We start from the raw sequence: 17,827 nt of genomic DNA, 5'->3' as shown, positions 1-17,827 counted from the left end.
GTGGTTCACCTTGTCTGTTCATGCGACATCGCCGCGTGGATGACCGCGGGCTCGGCGGCCTGCTCGTCCTCGTCGAACAGCGGACGGATGCCGCGCGCGGCCATGATCTCGTCGTTGCTGGTGCCCGCGGCGACCATCGGCCACACCTGGGCGTCCTTGCCGACGATGAAGTCGATCACCACGGGGCGGTCGTTGATCGACTGCGCCTCGCGGATGGCGGCCTCCACGTCCTCTTCGCGCTCGACCCGGATGCCGTGGCAGCCGAGGGCTTCGGCGAGCTTCACGAAGTCGGGGATGCGCTTCGTGTGCGTGCCCAGATCGGTGTTGGAGTAACGCTCTTGGTAGAACAGCGTCTGCCACTGGCGGACCATGCCGAGGTTGCCGTTGTTGATCAGCGCGACCTTGATCGGCACGCCCTCGAGGGCGCAGGTGGCCAGCTCCTGATTGGTCATCTGGAAGCAGCCGTCACCGTCGACCGCCCACACCTCTTTCTCCGGCGCGCCCATCTTGGCGCCCATGGCGGCCGGCACGGCGTAGCCCATGGTGCCGAGGCCACCGGAGTTCAGCCAGGTGCGCGGCTTCTCGTACTTGATGAACTGCGCGGCCCACATCTGGTGCTGACCGACACCGGCACAGTAGATCGCGTCGGGTCCGGCCAGGCGGCCGAGCGCGTCGATGACGAACTCCGGCGACAGCGACCCGTCCGCGGGCGGGGTCCAGCCCAGCGGGTAGGCCTTGCGGATGCCGTCGAGGTAGGTCCACCATTCGCCGAGCGCCAGCGGCAGTGCGTCGCCCGCGGCCGGGTCGGCCTTCAGCGTCTCGATGAGCTCGACGATGACCTCGCGGCAGTCGCCGACGATCGGGACGTCGGCGTGCCGGTTCTTGCCGATCTCGGCCGGGTCGATGTCGGCGTGGATGACCTTGGCGCCGGGCGCGAAGGAATCCAGCTGACCGGTGACGCGGTCGTCGAAGCGCGCGCCGAGGGTGATCAGCAGGTCCGACTTCTGCAGCGCGGCGACGGCGCCCACGGTGCCGTGCATGCCTGGCATGCCCATGTTCAGCTGGTGGCTGTCGGGGAACGCGCCGCGCGCCATCAGCGTGGTGACCACGGGAATGCCGGTCAGCTCGGCCAGTTGCAGCAGCTCGGCCGAGGCTTCGGCCTTGATTACGCCGCCGCCGACGTACAGCACCGGCGCCTTGGCTTCCATGATCATCCTGGCGGCCTCGCGCACCTGCTTGCCGTGCGGCTTGGTGACCGGACGGTAGCCGGGCAGGCGCATCTCCGGCGGCCAGCTGAAGGTGGTCTGGGCCTGGAGCACGTCCTTGGGGATGTCGACCAGCACGGCACCCGGGCGGCCGGAGGCGGCGAGATAGAAGGCCTCCGCGATGATGCGCGGGATGTCTATGCCGTCGGTGATCAGGAAGTTGTGCTTGGTGATCGGCATGGTGATGCCGGAGATGTCGGCCTCCTGGAACGCGTCCGTGCCGATCAGGCCGCGGCCGACCTGGCCGGTGATGGCCACGATCGGGACCGAGTCCATCTGGGCGTCGGCGATCGGGGTGACCAGGTTGGTGGCGCCGGGGCCGGATGTGGCCATACACACACCGACCTTGCCGGTGGCCTGCGCGTACCCGGTCGCCGCGTGACCCGCGCCCTGCTCGTGCCGGACGAGGACGTGGCGCACCTTGGTGGAGTCGAACAGCGGGTCGTAGACGGGGAGGATCGCACCGCCCGGAATGCCGAATACGGTATCGACGCCGAGCTCCTCGAGCGAACGCACGACCGACTGCGCGCCGGTGACCCGCTCGGGCGGGACCTGGCGGCGGTTGGCCGCGGACGTCGCGTTGGCAGCGGGCGTTGTCTGCTGATTCGCCGAAGGCGCTGGCCTGCGGGCCGAGGGCCCGGGCCGTGCGGTAGGTGCGCTCACCGTCTTCGTTCCTTACTGGTTGTCGTTCCGACCCCGGATTGTGTGCCTCGAGGCGTTGGCCCGGACGAGCATCCGCCCTGACATTAGTCCGAACATAAAAAAGCCCCCGACAGCACAGGGCTGATCGAGGGTGGCGCGTCGCAACGCGAGCTGACGTATTCGACTCAGAGTGTCAGGCTCAACGCTGGACGCGCCGGCCGAGTACGAGCAACTCGTTTCGATTCACGCGCACGACGTTAAGCGGGTGTGAACCGAAGAGTCAAACAGATGACTTCTCGTGTCCCATTATGTGGGACAGTGCGGTTGCTTGTGTCCGTTCACCAGGATGCGAGGATGGTGGTGTGTCATCACCGCATCAGTCCGTGCCACCTTCTGAATCGTCCCATACGCCCGCCGCGGCGACGGATACGGGTAGCGCCCGGAACGCCCATGTGATCCGCATCCCACGACTGGCTTTCCTCGGCGTATTCATCCTGCTGATGTGCGTGTTCTTCCCGTTCGTCGGCTGGCCTGCCGGACTGTGGTGGCTGCTGCTCATCCCGGTCGTGGTGCTCGCGTGGGTGCTGCGGACGCAGACCACGGTGTCGGATGCCGGACTTGACCTGCGGACGCTGTTCGGCTCGCGTCATCTGGACTGGGCACAGGTGAAAGGCGTACGGATTCCGAAACGCGGATACGTGCGCGCCGACCTGACCGACGGCACCGAGGCGAAGTTGCCCGCGGTGAGCTACGACCGGCTGCGCGATCTGGCGGCGGCGTCCAACGGGCGGATCCCGGACCCATTCGCGAGGCCGGAGGAACCCGCGGCGGACAGCGCGTCCACCGAGACCGCGGACGGCGAACGAGAGACGCGATCCGCCGACGACGCCCCACTCACCAACGGTGCCCCCGAGACCGGCGAAGCCGAGGACACCGACGGCAAGAGCGCGCGGTAACCCCGGCAGCACCGCATGCCCGACGCCGCCCTCATGGCGATCCACCGGCACGCAATACGTGGGCGACGAGGACCACAACGCGACCTCGCCGCCCGGCAGGGAACATCCGGGGTCGGTAGGATGTTGCGGCAAAGTGATGGGATGATTTCGTCGGGAGCACCGATTCCCTGCGCCCCTATCACTCTCGACGGTCCGGCACCTCCGGCAACACCGTCAGCGTCGACCACACCACTGGCGGCGACGAACCGAACAAGGCCGAGACCGAAACACACGGACTGACACCCAGCGACACAGCACATGGCGGCCGCACGTCGGCCATGACCGACATGTCGGCGCAACGAGCAGCGGGAGTAACGTAAAGCCGCCGCCGAGCGAGCTCTGCGCCGTCGCACGTCAGCCCCCGCGACCCGAGGACCATCGAAATGCCACCGCTTCGTTCACGAACCACGACCATCGGCCGCAATGCCGCAGGCGCCCGCGCACTCTGGCGCGCCACCGGCATGACCGACAGCGACTTCGGCAAGCCGATCGTCGCCATCGCGAACTCCTACACCCAGTTCGTGCCCGGTCACGTGCATCTGAAGAACGTCGGCGAGATCGTGGCCGACGCGGTGCGCGCCGCCGGTGGCGTGCCGCGCGAATTCCACACCATCGCCGTGGACGACGGCATCGCCATGGGACACGGCGGCATGCTCTACTCGCTGCCCTCGCGCGAGATCATCGCCGACTCGGTCGAGTACATGGTGAACGCGCACACCGCCGACGCGCTGGTCTGCATCTCCAACTGCGACAAGATCACCCCGGGCATGCTGAACGCGGCCATGCGGCTGAACATTCCGGCCGTGTTCGTCTCCGGTGGTCCGATGGAGGCGGGTAAGGCCGTGGTCGTCGGCGGCGTCGCGCAGGCACCGACCGACCTGATCACCGCGATCTCCGCGAGCGCGAATCAGGCCGTGTCGGAAGAGGGTCTGGCCGAGGTCGAGCGGTCCGCGTGCCCGACCTGCGGCTCGTGCTCGGGCATGTTCACCGCCAACTCGATGAACTGCCTCACCGAGGCGCTGGGTCTCGCGCTGCCCGGCAACGGCTCCACCCTCGCCACGCACGCCGCGCGGCGGGCCCTGTTCGAGAGGGCGGGCACGGTGGTGGTGGACATCGCCAACCGCTGGTACCGCGAGGACGACGCGTCCGTGCTGCCGCGGAACGTCGCCAACGCCAATGCTTTCCGCAACGCGATGGCACTGGATGTCGCGATGGGCGGCTCGACTAATACCGTGCTGCACACGCTGGCGGCGGCGCAGGAGGGTGAGATCGACTTCGATCTGCACACCATCGAGGAGACCAGCCGACGGGTGCCCACGCTGTCGAAGGTGTCACCCAACTCCGACTACCACATGGAAGACGTGCACCGCGCCGGCGGCATCCCCGCCATCCTGGGCGAGCTGCGCCGCGCCGGTCTGCTGGAGACCGACGTCACCACGGTGCACACCAAGACCCTCGACGAGTGGCTCGACACCTGGGACATCCGCTCCGGCAAGGCATCCCAGGAAGCCATCGAACTGTTCCACGCCGCGCCGGGCGGGGTGCGCACCACCGAGCCGTTCTCCACCGAGAACCGCTGGTCCTCCCTGGACACCGACGCCGAGGGCGGCTGCATCCGCGATCTGGAGCACGCCTACACCAAGGAGGGCGGCCTGGTCGTACTACGCGGCAACATCGCGCCCGACGGCGCGGTGCTGAAGACCGCTGGCATCGACGAGGATCTGTTCTCCTTCCAGGGTCCCGCCGTGGTGGTGGACTCGCAGGAGGAGGCCGTGTCGGTCATCCTGGGCAAGAAGATCAAGCCCGGCGACGTCATCGTGGTCCGCTACGAGGGCCCCGCCGGTGGCCCCGGCATGCAGGAGATGCTGCACCCCACCGCCTTCCTGAAGGGCTCGGGGCTCGGCAAGCAGTGCGCGCTGATCACCGACGGCCGGTTCTCCGGCGGCACCTCGGGCCTGTCGATCGGGCACATCTCCCCCGAAGCGGCCAGCGGCGGCGTCATCGGCCTGGTGGAGAACGGCGACCAGATCCGCATCGATGTCGCCACCCGCACGCTGGAGGTGCTCGTCGACGACGCCGGGCTCGCCGAGCGCCGCGCGAAAATGGAAGCCTCCGAGCGCCCTTGGCAGCCGCTCAATCGCGATCGGCCGGTCACGACCGCTCTGCGTGCTTACGCCGCGATGGCGACGTCGGCCGACAAGGGTGCCGTCCGCCACGTGCCGTAGCTCCGCTCCCCCGTCTCTCCGCGTCTTCAGGGTAGTTCCGTTCGTACAAGACAGGAGAAGCGGATCGGTCGATCATCGGCGTATGGATGACAAGAATAGGTTCCAGGCTCTGCTCGACAAATGGGCGGCAGCGATTGTCGCCAACGATGCCGACACCATCGGCAGCTTCGCGACCTCCGACTGGATATTGACCGGCCCAGAAGGCGGCCCCGGCGACCGGGAAACGTTCCTGTCGCTGGTCGCCTCCGGCGATCTGACCCATTCGGAGATGGAGTTCGAACTGCTCGAAGTGCGGGTATTCGGTGAGGTGGCGGTGGTCCTCGCGCACGGGACGAACAAAGGAGCTTGGCGCGGTGAGCCGTTCAGCTCCGATGAGTGGGTCACCGAGGTGTTCGTCCGCGAGGACGGCGCCTGGTTGTGCACGATGAGCGCCCTCACCCCCAACTACGCGGCGCGCACTGCCTGATCTACATCAGACAGCGCGCGGGCCGACTAGAGGGCACCTTCACCCGATCGCTGGATGAAGGGGCCCTTCGGTTTTCCGAAATCAGTCGAAGGGGCCGATCCCGTGCCGTTGATGCCGTGGGGGCAGCTTCCCCGTTCGTCGTGGTCGGCTCGACTGGGCACGAGGTCGAGTCGGCGACTCGCTACTTGCGGGAATCGCGTGATCACGGAGCTCGGTCCCGGATACCCGTCTGGAGTGCTTCACGCTGGACCGGGCTCAGGCGGTCCGGCCTCGTGGTGAAGGTGTACGTCTCGGGTCCGATGGCACGCAGGGCGAGGGGATCGGCGATAGCCGGTTGACGTTGGATCGCGTCCACGGCGGCGGTGGCGCGGTCCCGGGGCCAGTCGAGCGCGGTGGCCAGCGTATCCAGCGTGAGCGGTCGACCGGCGTGCACGAGCGCGGCGATTACGGTCAGCGCGTCGTACACGATGGTCTCGCCGAGGGTACCGCCGCTCATCTGCTCGCTGAGCCGGGCGAAGAACTGGCCCATCTTGCCGAGCCGGGCGCCGGCGGTGGTGTCGGCACCGAAGATCTCGATGCCCCGCTGCGCGGCGGTCGCGATCTCGCCGTGCGCGCTGGTGTCGGCTTGCCACGCGCGGAGCCAGACGTCGTCGTCGATGACGTATCGCTCGCGGCGACCACCGGGATCCGATCGGCGAACTACCAGTTCCATGGCTTCGAGGTAGGCGATGGACTTGGATACCGACGCCGGGCTGACCTGTAGCCGGCGCACCAAGTCGGCTGACGTCAGGCCGCTTGCGTCCGCGGTGAGCAGGCAGACGAACACCCGGGCGGTCATCCGGGGCAGGCCGGTCGCGGCCAGTAGGGTCGCGAACTGGTCCACGAAGCCGCGCACCACCTCGCTCGACTGCCCGTCGGGCCGAGCCGGCCGGGCCGGCTTGCGTCGGCGGGCACGGTGGCCAGCGGCCTGCTGCGCGTCGTCCGCGAGGTAGGCGGCGGATGCGCGGTTGCGTGCGACCTCACGACTGATCGTGGACGTCGGCCGGCCGAGCCGTCGGCCGATCTCGGCGTACCCGAGCCCGTCGGCCAGCCATGCCGCGATCTGCCGACGGTCCTCGTGGGTCAGTCTGCCTCCGGGCACGGACAGACCTCCTCCCTTTGCGTTCATCAACAGTACATTGCAACGACCTGGCGGCGATCATTGCATTTATTCACAACTCTGTTGCAACAATTGCCGTCTATCTGGTGTTTATGCAGCACTATTGTTGACGATTTTTGAAATGCAACGTAGCTTTTCCTCATCTGAAAAGGAGGAAACAACAATGCACGTGATGGCCGTATCGACCATTTCGGACGAAGGCAAGTTCTGGGCTGGCTTGAAGAAGGCACACGCCACGCTCCCCAAGGGCGCCAAGTGGAAGCTGGCGGTCGCCAGCAAGGACGGGGCCAAAGCGGTGAATGTCATCACCCATGACTCCGTCGATGGTGTTCGCGACTTCTTCGAGACACATGCCGGCGCGTACGCCACGACGGAGTACTTCGAAGCGGACGCCGCGAACGCGGTCGGTCTCCCGCGATGAGGATCGACATGCCGCGGATCCAGGCCCGGGTCGCCGGACTCCTGGCGGAGTACGGAATCCCGAGCGCCGCGATCGGCGTGCTCCACGACGGTGAGCTCGCCGAGCTCGCGGTCGGCGTCGAGAACGTGGAAACGCGGCAACCCGCGACCACGGACACCGTCTACCAGTGCGGCTCCATGACCAAGACGTGGACCGCGCTGGCGTTCATGCAGCTCGTCGACGAGGGAAAGGCCGATCTGGACGAGCCGGTGCGGACCTACCTGCCCGGTTTCACGGTGGCCGATCCGGAGGCAAGCGCCAAGCTCACCCCGCGCCACCTGCTGTGCCACACCAACGGCATCGAGGAGGCTTTCGGGGATCCCGGCGAAGACGACGACGTCTACGAGCGCATGGTGGAGAACATCGCCGACGCGCCCCAGGTCTTCCCGCTGGGCCACACCCACGGCTACAGCGCGGCGCTGGGTTACGCGATCCTCGCGCGGATCCTGGAGTTGCACGACGGCAAACGCTGGGACGACGTCATGCGGGATCGCCTGTTCGACCCCATGGGCCTGACCAGCACGAACAGCTGGCGCGAGCAGGTGGACGAGACCCGTGCCGCGACCGGGCACCTCATCCGCTCCCTGGACGAGGGCCCCATCGTCACACCGGTGGAGTACCTGCCGCGTGCCTACGGCCCCGGCGGGGGCATCACGTCGACGACCCGGGAAGTACTCGCGATGGCGCAGGTCCTCCTCACCGGCGGCACCGCGCCGAGCGGACAGCGCATCGTCTCGGACGAAAGCATCCGGCAGATGACACTTTCGCGGGTGCCCGTACCGGATCCGTACATGTTCGGGCCGGAATGGGCACTCGGCCTCATCGCGTGTAACTGGCACGACGAAACCGTCTACGCGACCGACGGCAGCACGATCGGCCAGAACGCTCGGCTACGGCTGCTGCCGGAATCGAACACCGCCATCGCGATGCTGACGAACGGAGGACCTCGGGAAAGCTTCTACCGCAAGGTGTTCAACGAGATACTGACCGACCTCGGCACGGTCACCATCCCGGACCTGCCCGCACCGAACGCGACCCTGAATCTCGACCTTTCCAGATACGAGGGCGTCTACGAGCGCCCCGGCGCACGGTACGAGATCTCAGCCGAACACGGACAGCTGTACCTGACCTTGGTCCTCGACCCGATGCAGGCAGAGTTCCTTCAGAAACCCGACCGCATCAGATATGAGCTGCTCCCGGTGAGCGAGACGCATTTCCTGATGCCGCCCGCGGATTCGTTGGAGGACACCCAGACGGTCGCGATCTACGACTTCGCGAACGGCAGCGCTCGATACCTGCACACCAACTGCCGGGTGAACCCACGAGTGGGGTGACCGAGCAGGAACGACCCTAGTCGAACGGGCCGATGCCGGTGAGCGGGTTGCCACCGTGCAGGTACCAGTAGGTGCCGACCGCGGCGGCGACGGCGAGGAGAAGGACGGTGAACGAGCCCAGATGGGGCCGGGTGGCCCAGCCTCGCTTGACGTCGAAGGAATAGCGGCCCGGGCCGGTCAGGATGATGGCGGTGGCCGCGCCGGCGAGGATGCTCTCCAACTCGACCGCGCCCTCGCCCGCCTTGTACTGGAAACCGGGGGCCATCCCTTGCTTCCAGGCCCAGGCGTCCAGGATGACCGCGAGCACCGCGCCCGCCGCCAGCGGGGTGGCCAGGCCGAGGATCAGCAGGGTGCCGCCGCCGACTTCCCCCGCGGTGAGCAGGATGGCGGACGCCGTCGGATGGTCCCAGCCACCACGTTCCATCATCTCGCGGGTGCCGTCCAGGCCGGGGCCGTGGAACCAGCCGGTGAGCTTCTGCAAGCCGTGGTAGAGGAACGTTCCGCCGACGACCAGGCGCAGCAGGAACAAGCCGAGATCGAGTGTGCCGCGGCGGTTCTCGGCGGTCCGGCGGCGCAACCTGCCGGTGTCGGTCGGTGGGGCCGCCGCGGGTGGGATGCTCGCGTATTCGTAGGTGGGCGCGGCCTTGCTCTCCGCCGTGGTCGGTACCTCCGGGTCGAGCCCGAGTTCGTCGTCGGTCCGGGGGACGTCCTTGCCCAGCCGTCGGCGCCCGGACGGATCCACCCGCTCGAATTGCTCGGTCGGCGAGTCGTATGGGCTGCTCACTCCTCGACCGGTGGACGACGCCACCGACTGCTCGGCCCTGGGCGGCGCTGAGGCCTCGGCTCGCGAACGTTCGGGCGTATCTTTCGGCTTGTCGGTCACGGCCACTACCCTAAGCCGCGCCGCGCTACCGCGGGCGAGTAAGCAATACGGCGTGTCAATGCGCGCGCAACACCCACCCGGAGGGGGCGCGCGCGACGGTATTTCCGTAACGTCTGAGCTATGAATTTGGTTGTCGTTGGCCGCGTCGCGGCGAGCTTGGCGCTCGGTGCCGCGCTGCTGGCCGGTTGCGCCCGGTTCGATGACTCGGCGTCCAGTCCGTTCACCCCGGAGCCGACCCTGCGCGGAGCCAACATCGACCCGAAGAAACCGAACCAGCCGCCCACCTCGACCACGCGGCCGAGCGGGCCCTGCATCGATCCGGACCCGGCGGTGGTCGCGACCTGCCTGGACACGACCGGCGGACTGGTCACACTCGGCGACGGCGCATTGGTCGCCGAGCGCCGGACCGGGCGCATCCTCAAGGTGGCCCCGGAACAGCCGCCGGTCGAGATCGCGCGGCTGGACGTGGACGGCTCCACCGACGGCGGCCTCAGTGACATCGCGCTGTCCCCGACCTACCGCGAAGACGGCCTGATGTACGCCTACATCACCACCTCCAGCGACAACCGGGTGGTCCGCATCGCCGAGGGCGGCGCGCCGAAAGACATCCTCACCGGAATCCCCAAGGGCCCCAGCGGGAATCGCGGCGCGATCGATTTCGCCGCCCCCGACCAGATGCTCGTGTTGACCGGCGACGCGGGCAATCCCGCCGCGGCGGCCTCGGCCGGCTCGCTCGCCGGCAAGCTGCTGCGGGTGAACTCGCTGGTGCCCGGCCGCACGTCGGCGCCGGAAATCGCCGTCTCGGGCATCGGCACTGCGGGGGACGTCTGCCGGGACACCAAGGACAGCATCTGGATCACCGACCGCACCGCCGCCGAGGACCGGCTGCAGCGCGTCGGCGGCGACGGCGTGGTCACGACCGCGTGGACCTGGCCCGACCGCCCGGGCGTCGCCGGTTGCGCCGCGGCCGTCGACGGTGTCGCGATCTCGCTGACCCGCGCGAAGGCCCTCGCCATCACCGCCGCCGACCCGAACACCCACGCGGTCACCGCGTCGCCGACACTGGTCGCCCAGGACAAGTACGGTCAGCTCGGCGGCGCCGCGGTCGGCGCAGACGGCACCATCTGGGTGACCACGGTGAACAAGACCGACGGACAACCGGGCCCGTTCGACGACCGCGTCGTCCGCATCCCACCGCCGCAGGCCGGGGGCGGCGGACCGGACTGATTCGGGACGACGAAGGGGCCGACTCCGTGGAGTCGGCCCCTTCGAGCCATCTCAGGCCGCACGCTGTGCGCGCGAGGCGACGAGCTTTCAGCTACAGGCGGCGAGCACCAGTTCGCGCACCCGCGCCGCGTCGGCTTGGCCGCGGGTGGCCTTCATGACGTCGCCGACGATCTTGCCCGCGGCCTGGACCTTGCCGGAGCGGATCTTGTCGGCGATGTCGGGGTTGGCGGCGAGCGCTTTCTCCACTTCGGCCTGCAGGGCGCTGTCGTCGCTGACCATGCCGAGGCCCTTGGCCTCGACGATCTGCGCCGGGTCACCCTCACCCGCCAGCACGTAGTCGACGACCTGCTTGGCGACCTTGTTGTTGATGGTCTTCGCGTCGACCAGCTTGATCACCTCGGCCACCTGGGCGGGGGTGATCGGCAGCTCGTCCAGCGCGACGTCGCGCTCCTTGGCCTTCTCGGTGAGGTAGGCGACCCACCAGGAGCGCGCCTCGTTGGCCGGGGCGCCCGCATCGACGGTGGCGATGATCAGGTCGAGCGCGCCCGCGTTGACCAGGTCGCGCATCACCTCGTCGGACAGGCCCCAATCGGACTGGATGCGCGCGCGGCGCAGCCAGGGGTACTCGGGGATGGTGCCGCGCAGCTGCTCGACCCACTCGGCGTCGGGCGCGACGGGCTCCAGGTCGGGTTCGGGGAAGTAGCGGTAGTCCTCGGCGGTCTCCTTGCGGCGGCCGGGCGAGGTGGTGCCGTCGGTCTCGTGGAAGTGGCGCGTCTCCTGCACGATCGTGCCGCCGCCCGCGAGCACGGCGGCCTGCCTGCGCATCTCGAAACGCACCGCGACCTCAACGCTGCGCAGCGAGTTGACGTTCTTGGTCTCCGTGCGGGTGCCGAACTCGGTTGCGCCGATGGGCATCAGCGAGACGTTCGCGTCGCAGCGCAGTGAGCCCTGCTCCATCTTCACGTCGGAGACGCCGAGCGCCTTCAGCAGATCGCGCAGCGCCGTCACGTACGCCCGCGCCACCTCCGGCGCGCGCTCACCCGCGCCGGTGATCGGCTTGGTGACGATCTCGATCAGCGGAACGCCCGCCCGGTTGTAGTCCAGCAGGGAGTGACTCGCGCCGTGGATGCGACCGGTCGCGCCGCCGATGTGCACCGACTTGCCGGTGTCCTCCTCCATGTGCGCGCGCTCGATGTCGACCCGGAAGGTGCTGCCGTCGTCGAGCAGCACGTCCAGGTGACCGTTCGTGGCGATCGGCTCGTCGTACTGGCTGATCTGGTAGTTCTTCGGCTGGTCGGGGTAGAAGTAGTTCTTGCGCGCGAACCGGCCCCACGGGGTGATCGTGCAGTTCAGCGCCAGCCCGATCCGGATCGCCGACTCGACGGCCTTCTGATTCACCACCGGAAGCGAGCCGGGCAGACCGAGGCACACCGGGCACACCTGAGTATTGGGCTGTGCGCCGAACTCGGTCGGGCAACCGCAGAACATCTTCGTCGCGGTGGACAGCTCGACGTGGACCTCCATGCCGAGCACCGGCTCGAACCGGGCGATGACATCCGAGTAATCCATCAGGTCGACCGTGGGTGCGCTCATGGCCACAAGTCTAAGTAAGCGTTCCGGCCACAGCGCAGCGGCTCTCGCGGCGCGCTGCTACTTCGCTGGGACCCGCTGCCGCAGCCAGCCGGTGACGTAATCGAGCACCTCGGGCGCGATGGTCGTGGGGATGGAGCTGTACTCGCTGGGACGGCCCGTCTCGGTGGGCTGCATCAGGTGGTTGAGCCCAGGGAAGACGTGGACGGTCGCGTCCGGGTCGGCGGCCAGGTGGTCGCGCATGGGCTGCTCGCTCTGGGCGGCGGGAACCTGGAGGTCCTTGCCGCCGAAGAACGCCAGCACCGGGATGCGCAGGGCGGCGAGGGCGGGCGCGGGGTCGTAGGCGACCAGGGCGGCCAGATAGGGCGTGATCCCCGCGGCCGCCTGCTCGTCGGGCACGCGCTGATCGGCGGGCAGCGCCTGGTTCTGGCGGCGCGCCAGGTCCTTGGCGCCCGCCACGTCGCCCGCTTTCAGCAGAGCGGCCAGCTCGCTGATTTCGCGCACGCGGGTGTCCACCTGGTCAGGGGGTGTGCCGTTCGCGGTCGCGATCAGGCGGGTCTGTTCGACGAGGATGTCCGAACCCGGCACGCCCGGCCCTGCCATCAGTACGGCGAACGCGACGCCGCTGTCCGGTCGCGTGGCGACCAGCGGCGCGAGGTAACCGCCCTCGCTGTGGCCGAAGAGCCCGACGCGGGCCGGATCGATCTCGGGGCGGGCACGGAGGAATCGGACGCCCGCCGCGGCGTCCTCGGCCAGGTCGGTGTAGTTCGCGTCGTCCAGCTTGCCGGTGGTGGCGCCCACGCCACGATCGTCGGTGCGCAGCACGGCGTAGCCCGCGCGGGTGAAGGTGTCGGCCAGCAGCAGGAAGGGCTTGTGGCCCATGAGTTCTTCGTTGCGGTCCTGCGGGCCGCTTCCGGTGATCATGAAAATGGCGGGAAACGGGCCAGGACCCTGCGGCTCGGTCAGCGTGCCCGCGATGGTGATGTCGCCGTTTCGATAGGTGACGTCCTCGGACTCGTACGGGAACGGCGGCTTCGGCTCCTGCGGACGGGCCAGCGGTCCGACCTCGCCTCGGCTCAGCGTGAGCCGGAAGCTTTGGCCCCCCTGCGTGAAATCGCCGGTGATCTGGTCGGATCCGGACTCGTACCGGCCGCGGAACACCGGGTCGCCCGGGATGTCCGGAATCGCGAACGATACTCCGTTGCGATCGGAGCTGACGTCCTTCAACTGCACGTCGGTCGCGCCCTGCGACGGGATGTCGATGGTGGCCGACCCGTCATCGCGGAAACTGACGCCGACCTGGATCGGCTGACCGGGCACTTCGATGGAGCCGTGCCAGTCGCCGATGGTCGGCTCGGGCGGATTCGACTCCGAACACCCGGCCACCAGTGCAGCGATCACGAACAGAGCCAACGCGATCAGTCGCCCACTGCGCATGCGATTCACAGTACCGACGATCCGGACCGGCTCGGGCTATTCGCCGCGCGTACCGCACCGCGAATCGGCATGCTCAGCCGAAGAACGCCTCTGCCTCGCGGTAGCGCTCCGGGGGGACGCGCTTGAGCTGCTTGGTGGCCTCCGAGAGCGGAACGAGGTCGATGGTGGTGCCGTGCAGTGCGACCATCTGGCCGAATCGGCCTGCATGGACCGCTTCGGCTGCGTGCAGGCCGAAACGGGTGGCCAATACCCGGTCGTAAGGAGTGGGGCTGCCGCCGCGCTGGACGTGGCCCAGCACGGTGGTGCGGACCTCCTTGCCGATGCGCCGTTCGATCTCGATACCGAGCTGCTGGGCGACGCCGGTGAAACGCTCATGGCCGAACTCGTCGATACCGCCCTCACGCAAGGTGAATCCAGAATCCGGGGCCGGATGCGAGCCCTCGGCGACGACGCAGATGAAATGCTTGTCGCCGCGCTGGAACCGGCGCTTGATCATGGTGCACACCTCGGCCACGTCGAACGGGACCTCCGGCACCAGGGTCAGGTGCGCGCCCGCCGCCATGCCCGCGTGGATCGCGATCCAGCCCGCGTGGCGGCCCATCACCTCGACGAGCATGACGCGCTGATGCGACTCGGCGGTGGTGTGCAGGCGGTCGATCGCCTCGCTGGCGATGCTCAGCGCCGTGTCGTGGCCGAAAGTGACGTCGGTGCAGTCGATGTCGTTGTCGATGGTCTTGGGGACGCCGACCACCGGGACACCTTCGTCGGCCAGCCAGCTCGCGGCGGTGAGCGTGCCCTCGCCGCCGATCGGGATGAGCGCGTCGATACCGTTGTCGTCCAGGGTCTGCTTGATCCGGCCGAGACCGTCGCGCAGCACCTCGGGGTTGGTGCGCGCGGTACCGAGGATGGTGCCGCCCTTGGTCAGGATGCGGTCGGTGCGGTCGTCGTTGTGGATCTGGATCTTCCGGTCTTCCAATAGGCCGCGCCAGCCGTCCTCGAAGCCGACGATCGCGTCGCCGTAGCGGCCGTTCGCGGTGCGAACAACGGCCCGGATGACCGCGTTCAGTCCTGGGCAGTCTCCGCCTCCGGTCAAGACTCCGATGCGCATGGCCGCTATCTTGCCCCTCATGTCCGATCTCGGCAGCCCCGACCCCGTGAACGATGAGTAACGGTGACCTGGACGGATGTCCTCACCCCGCCGGGCAGCGACCGCCGGGCAATTCGTCGAGATGCTGGGAGACGACCGCGGCCAGCCGGTCCAGGACGTTCATGCCGTCGCTGAACGTCCCCGAATCCGGCTGCACCGCCACCGCGATGGCGATTTGCCCGGAAGGAACGGTGATGAGCCCGAACTGGCGCACCAAGTAAGCGCCCGAGGGTTCCGGACCCCATCCGCCCTTGAATTCGGCTCCGCTGAACTCGCCGAGACCCCAGCGCTGGCTGACGACGACCTGTTCCATCAGCGAGGTCACGCGGCCGGAGTCGGACAGACAGGGCAGCCGCGAGCCGAACCGCACCTGGTCGACCAGCGACCACTCGGCTTGCCCGAAGGCCGAATGCTCGGGACGGGAACGGGTGGCCGGCACGACGGTCTTGGTGTCGCCGCCTTCGCGCAGCACCGCCTGCACGGCCTGGGCTGCCTCCTGCGGGCTGCCGAGCGATTGCCACAGCGTCTCGGCGGCAGAGTTGTCTGAGGCGGTGATCGCTGCCGACGCGGCATAGTTCGAGGTGCTCGGATTGCGGCGCAATGCGGCGATGGTCAGCGGGACCTTCATCGTCGACCACGCCGGACCGCTGGTCCAGTCGCCGAAGGTCACCGGCTGAGTGCCGCCGACCGGCATGACCGCCATCCCTAGCTTCCCGCGCACTCCTGTCGCCAGGTCGGCGAAACTCGCGGCCAACGTGCCGGGCACGATGAGGGACAGACCCTTTTGATCGGTCCGCGCGGCGGCCTCGGTGATGGTCGGCTCGCTCGCCGCCGGATCCTCGGAGCGGTCGGTCCCGCACCCGGCGACAACACATACGACAAGCGCCGCGCAGCCCAGAACTTTTCGAGCCTTGCGGAATTGATCAATAAACATTCTTCGACACATTCTCGTTGTGAACTCCCCCAGGTCTGTGTGTCAGTACCGCGTGCCGACACCGTGCCGGGTCATATCGCCGACTGCCTCCCCTATCGACGGGGAAGGCGCCATAGGTAATGACGTACCGGGAGTTCTGATTCCGCGCGTCGCCCGACTTGCGGTGGGCTCCACCTTCCACGATCAGCGGATTCCCGCGCGCCCCGCCCCACCGCCGGCGTCGGTAGCCGGACCGCACCCGCCCACCACGCTGTAGGGAGTTCGCGCGGTCGACGGCGGAGGATGACTCATCGACACAATCGTGCGGGGCGTGGATCGGACGACCGGCATTCGCCCGCACGTCCGCGCACACGATCGGTTGATCCTTGTCTCCCAGCCAGGTGACGACGGCGTGGTCAACAAGCATGGACACCTCCAGCTATCCGCCCGGCATTGCCGGGCGGGCGGGATCAGCACAGGCGGCCGAGCACTGCCGGTCGCCGACCTCTCCCGAGAACCGCTTCTCGTTTATCCCAGAGAACGTACTAGATGAATTGATCGCACCCCACTCGCCGAATACACCGGAGAGGACCCATGTCCCGACAGCGACTGTCTAGCAAATTGTCTCCGCCATGGTCATTCTCAATAGCTTTGACGTATCGCCGCAGTACTTGTCGGACACCGCGGCCGTTGTGCGGTCGGCACAAACCTTCGGCGAGTACGTGCCGCAGGTTCGCCACAACTACATCGGCCATCGGAGCAGTCTTCTCGAACTCGCGCTATCGCCGACCGACGGTCCGGCGAGATCGTTTCATGTGGCCAGCTGATCCAAGAGCCAGGGAATCATGACTTCCCAGGCGGCGGGGATGTGGTCGGCCTGGCAGTGGGCCGAGCCGGGCCGCCCGGATGGGACGACGTGCAGGACCTTGGGCGCTTGGACGGCGTCGTAGAGGTGCCGGGCTTGCGACACCGGCACCAGAACGTCATCGGCGCCGTGGATGATGAGGATCGGGTTGCGGATCAGATGGGCCACCGGGGCGATGGTGAACCGGCGTGCGTCGAGGTAAGCCCCCACCGGGTCGCCGCCACCGAATACCCAGGTCCCGTACTGCGCGAGGAAGAATTTCGTCTCGACATCGCTTCCGCTGGCGAGAATTTCGGACTCGTCCCAGATGGCGCCCCAGACCACGGTTGCCCGCACTCGGTGCTCGAAGGCCGCTGACCTAGCCGCATAGTAACCGCCGAGGCTGATTCCGATCAGACCGATCCGGTCCGGGTCGACGTCCGGATCGCGGACGAGAAAATCGACGGCCGCGGCGGTGGCAACCTCGTAGTCGTACCGCGACAGGATGCCCCGGAACCGCAGGGAAGCGCCGTTCCCTGGACCATCGACGAGAAGAGCGCCGATGCCGTTGCGCGCCAGTTCTCTTCCGGCCCAGAGGTAGAGCTCTTCGCCGACGCTGTCGAGGCCACCGAAGAAGACCACGGCCGGATGGGTCGCGCCGGCCACGCCGTCCGGACGGACGTAATAGGCGTCGAGCAGGGTGTTTTCGTACGGGATCTGCACCGCCTCGATCCGCTGCCCCCGTGTGCCGATCGCGAAGGACTGGCGCATCTCGCGATACAACGCGATCTTCGTATCCAGCGAGGAGCCGAGAGGCTCGACGAAGAATTCGGCCGCGCGGAGGTAGTTGGCGGCACGCAGCGCAGTGGCGGCGGCACCGGCCGGATCGGCGGCGGTCATATCGGCAGCTTGTCGCGCCAAACCGCGGCCCAGTGCCGCGAACGCTTGTACCCATGCCTGCGCGCTCGGGGACGACCCGATTTCCTCGACCGCGGCTGCCACCTCGTCTACGTTCGCGCCTCCCAGCGGCGCCTCACCGAGCAGCCTGCGCAACTGGAAGTCGAAGAACGGGCGGTCGAGCCAGCGCGGCACCGAAGCAGGTTCGGCACGGGCCGGTATCGGCGCGGCAAAGGCCAGGGCACCGGCGGCCGCCAACCCGCTCGCCAGAAAACTCCTCCGGCCGGGTGCGAATCGTGGACACATCGGGCGGCTCCTCATCGGACACTCCTTAACGCACTCA

Annotated in this window: 15 protein-coding genes; 6 read left to right on the top strand and 9 right to left on the bottom strand. The window is 68.0% G+C overall.

Annotated features, from left to right (window positions below; genetic code table 11):
* Positions 1-5: 5 nt before the first annotated feature.
* A complete protein-coding gene (locus tag ACWPXK_RS11120; RefSeq protein WP_454195984.1) occupies positions 6-1,928 on the bottom strand; it encodes an acetolactate synthase large subunit in 1,923 nt (640 codons plus the stop codon).
* Positions 1,929-2,269: 341 nt separating this feature from the next.
* Between ACWPXK_RS11120 and ACWPXK_RS11115 the strand changes: the two genes are divergently transcribed.
* Positions 2,270-2,863 carry a PH domain-containing protein gene (locus tag ACWPXK_RS11115; RefSeq protein WP_454195983.1) on the top strand — a complete coding sequence of 198 codons (594 nt, stop codon included), beginning with the start codon at positions 2,270-2,272 and terminating at the stop codon, positions 2,861-2,863.
* Positions 2,864-3,041: 178 nt separating this feature from the next.
* Here the strand turns inward: ACWPXK_RS11115 and ACWPXK_RS11110 are convergent, their stop codons facing one another.
* Positions 3,042-3,401 carry a hypothetical protein gene (locus ACWPXK_RS11110; protein ID WP_454196456.1) on the bottom strand — a complete coding sequence of 120 codons (360 nt, stop codon included), beginning with the start codon at positions 3,399-3,401 and terminating at the stop codon, positions 3,042-3,044.
* Here ACWPXK_RS11110 and ilvD point away from each other — a divergent pair.
* A complete protein-coding gene (ilvD, locus tag ACWPXK_RS11105) occupies positions 3,286-5,127 on the top strand; it encodes a dihydroxy-acid dehydratase (RefSeq protein WP_454195982.1) in 1,842 nt (613 codons plus the stop codon). The genes ACWPXK_RS11110 and ilvD overlap by 116 nt on opposite strands.
* An 82-nt stretch (positions 5,128-5,209) precedes the next feature.
* Positions 5,210-5,593: a nuclear transport factor 2 family protein gene (locus ACWPXK_RS11100; RefSeq protein WP_454195981.1), complete on the top strand. Its 384-nt coding sequence runs from the start codon at positions 5,210-5,212 to the stop codon at positions 5,591-5,593.
* A gap of 202 nt (positions 5,594-5,795) precedes the next feature.
* On the opposite strand, the gene ACWPXK_RS11095 is transcribed toward ACWPXK_RS11100, so the two are convergent.
* Complete coding sequence (locus ACWPXK_RS11095) at positions 5,796-6,734, bottom strand: helix-turn-helix domain-containing protein (protein WP_454195980.1); 939 nt, start codon at positions 6,732-6,734, stop codon at positions 5,796-5,798.
* Positions 6,735-6,858: 124 nt separating this feature from the next.
* Between ACWPXK_RS11095 and ACWPXK_RS11090 the strand changes: the two genes are divergently transcribed.
* Together ACWPXK_RS11090 and ACWPXK_RS11085 are read left to right on the top strand one after the other, a co-directional pair.
* Positions 6,859-7,173: a hypothetical protein gene (locus ACWPXK_RS11090; protein WP_454195979.1), complete on the top strand. Its 315-nt coding sequence runs from the start codon at positions 6,859-6,861 to the stop codon at positions 7,171-7,173.
* A gap of 8 nt (positions 7,174-7,181) precedes the next feature.
* On the top strand, positions 7,182-8,546 hold the full coding sequence (locus ACWPXK_RS11085) for a serine hydrolase domain-containing protein (RefSeq protein WP_454195978.1): 1,365 nt from the start codon (positions 7,182-7,184) through the stop codon (positions 8,544-8,546).
* A 16-nt stretch (positions 8,547-8,562) separates the two neighbouring features.
* On the opposite strand, the gene ACWPXK_RS11080 is transcribed toward ACWPXK_RS11085, so the two are convergent.
* Positions 8,563-9,429 (bottom strand): DoxX family protein, encoded by an 867-nt coding sequence (locus ACWPXK_RS11080; protein WP_454195977.1) that lies wholly within the window; start codon positions 9,427-9,429, stop codon positions 8,563-8,565.
* 120 nt (positions 9,430-9,549) lie between these two features.
* Here ACWPXK_RS11080 and ACWPXK_RS11075 point away from each other — a divergent pair, with 120 nt between their 5' ends.
* The gene (locus tag ACWPXK_RS11075; RefSeq protein WP_454195976.1) at positions 9,550-10,656 is read left to right on the top strand and encodes a PQQ-dependent sugar dehydrogenase; all 1,107 of its coding nucleotides are present in this window, start codon (positions 9,550-9,552) and stop codon (positions 10,654-10,656) included.
* An 87-nt stretch (positions 10,657-10,743) separates the two neighbouring features.
* Here the strand turns inward: ACWPXK_RS11075 and gatB are convergent, their stop codons facing one another.
* The 5 genes from gatB to ACWPXK_RS11050 form a co-directional block, all read right to left on the bottom strand.
* Positions 10,744-12,249 carry an Asp-tRNA(Asn)/Glu-tRNA(Gln) amidotransferase subunit GatB gene (gene gatB, locus ACWPXK_RS11070; protein ID WP_454195975.1) on the bottom strand — a complete coding sequence of 502 codons (1,506 nt, stop codon included), beginning with the start codon at positions 12,247-12,249 and terminating at the stop codon, positions 10,744-10,746.
* A gap of 57 nt (positions 12,250-12,306) precedes the next feature.
* Positions 12,307-13,683 carry an alpha/beta hydrolase family protein gene (locus ACWPXK_RS11065; protein ID WP_454195974.1) on the bottom strand — a complete coding sequence of 459 codons (1,377 nt, stop codon included), beginning with the start codon at positions 13,681-13,683 and terminating at the stop codon, positions 12,307-12,309.
* Positions 13,684-13,756: 73 nt separating this feature from the next.
* Positions 13,757-14,791 carry an ATP-dependent 6-phosphofructokinase gene (locus ACWPXK_RS11060; protein ID WP_454195973.1) on the bottom strand — a complete coding sequence of 345 codons (1,035 nt, stop codon included), beginning with the start codon at positions 14,789-14,791 and terminating at the stop codon, positions 13,757-13,759.
* A gap of 82 nt (positions 14,792-14,873) precedes the next feature.
* Complete coding sequence (locus tag ACWPXK_RS11055) at positions 14,874-15,764, bottom strand: hypothetical protein (RefSeq protein WP_454195972.1); 891 nt, start codon at positions 15,762-15,764, stop codon at positions 14,874-14,876.
* Positions 15,765-16,554: 790 nt separating this feature from the next.
* Entirely contained in the window at positions 16,555-17,790 is a 1,236-nt protein-coding gene (locus ACWPXK_RS11050; protein WP_454195971.1) for an alpha/beta hydrolase family protein, read from the bottom strand.
* Positions 17,791-17,827: the final 37 nt, after the last annotated feature.

This window comes from Nocardia sp. Marseille-Q1738 (genome assembly GCF_965283145.1).
The sequence above is the reverse complement of the archived record's forward strand: the minus strand, read 5'-3'. Positions and strand labels throughout refer to the sequence as shown.

Coding starts and splice junctions, on each gene's coding strand:
- ACWPXK_RS11055 (WP_454195972.1), bottom strand. CDS start 15,764: ATGTTTATTGATCAATTCCGCAAGGCTCGAAAAGTTCTGGGCTGCGCG.
- ACWPXK_RS11085 (WP_454195978.1), top strand. CDS start 7,182: ATGCCGCGGATCCAGGCCCGGGTCGCCGGACTCCTGGCGGAGTACGGA.
- ilvD (WP_454195982.1), top strand. CDS start 3,286: ATGCCACCGCTTCGTTCACGAACCACGACCATCGGCCGCAATGCCGCA.
- ACWPXK_RS11110 (WP_454196456.1), bottom strand. CDS start 3,401: ATGGCGACGATCGGCTTGCCGAAGTCGCTGTCGGTCATGCCGGTGGCG.
- gatB (WP_454195975.1), bottom strand. CDS start 12,249: ATGAGCGCACCCACGGTCGACCTGATGGATTACTCGGATGTCATCGCC.
- ACWPXK_RS11100 (WP_454195981.1), top strand. CDS start 5,210: ATGGATGACAAGAATAGGTTCCAGGCTCTGCTCGACAAATGGGCGGCA.
- ACWPXK_RS11065 (WP_454195974.1), bottom strand. CDS start 13,683: ATGCGCAGTGGGCGACTGATCGCGTTGGCTCTGTTCGTGATCGCTGCA.
- ACWPXK_RS11060 (WP_454195973.1), bottom strand. CDS start 14,791: ATGCGCATCGGAGTCTTGACCGGAGGCGGAGACTGCCCAGGACTGAAC.
- ACWPXK_RS11050 (WP_454195971.1), bottom strand. CDS start 17,790: ATGTGTCCACGATTCGCACCCGGCCGGAGGAGTTTTCTGGCGAGCGGG.
- ACWPXK_RS11075 (WP_454195976.1), top strand. CDS start 9,550: ATGAATTTGGTTGTCGTTGGCCGCGTCGCGGCGAGCTTGGCGCTCGGT.